We start from the raw sequence: 552 nt of genomic DNA, 5'->3' as shown, positions 1-552 counted from the left end.
ATATCCGCAGCTTCGGTGACTGGCTTAGCCCCGTTACATCTTCCGCGCAGGACGACTCGATCAGTGAGCTATTACGCTTTCTTTAAATGATGGCTGCTTCTAAGCCAACATCCTGACTGTTTTAGCCTTCCCACTTCGTTTTCCACTTAGCCAATCTTTGGGACCTTAGCTGGCGGTCTGGGTTGTTTCCCTCTTGACGCCGGACGTTAGCACCCGACGTCTGTCTCCCAAGCTCGCACTCATCGGTATTCGGAGTTTGCAATGGTTTGGTAAGTCGCAATGACCCCCTAGCCATAACAGTGCTCTACCCCCGATGGTGATACTTGAGGCACTACCTAAATAGTTTTCGGAGAGAACCAGCTATTTCCAAGTTTGTTTAGCCTTTCACCCCTACCCACAGCTCATCCCCTAATTTTTCAACATTAGTGGGTTCGGACCTCCAGGGCGTGTTACCGCACCTTCATCCTGGCCATGAGTAGATCACTTGGTTTCGGGTCTACACCCAGCGACTGATCGCCCTATTCGGACTCGATTTCTCTACGGCTTCCCTAT

The 552-nt window shown here is 50.9% G+C and carries 1 rRNA gene; it reads right to left on the bottom strand.

Annotated features, from left to right (window positions below):
- A 23S ribosomal RNA gene (locus GCN78_RS28895) occupies positions 1-552 on the bottom strand; the annotation flags it as partial.

Source organism: Janthinobacterium rivuli (assembly GCF_009208735.1).
GTDB lineage: Bacteria > Pseudomonadota > Gammaproteobacteria > Burkholderiales > Burkholderiaceae_D > Janthinobacterium.
The sequence above is the reverse complement of the archived record's forward strand: the minus strand, read 5'-3'. Positions and strand labels throughout refer to the sequence as shown.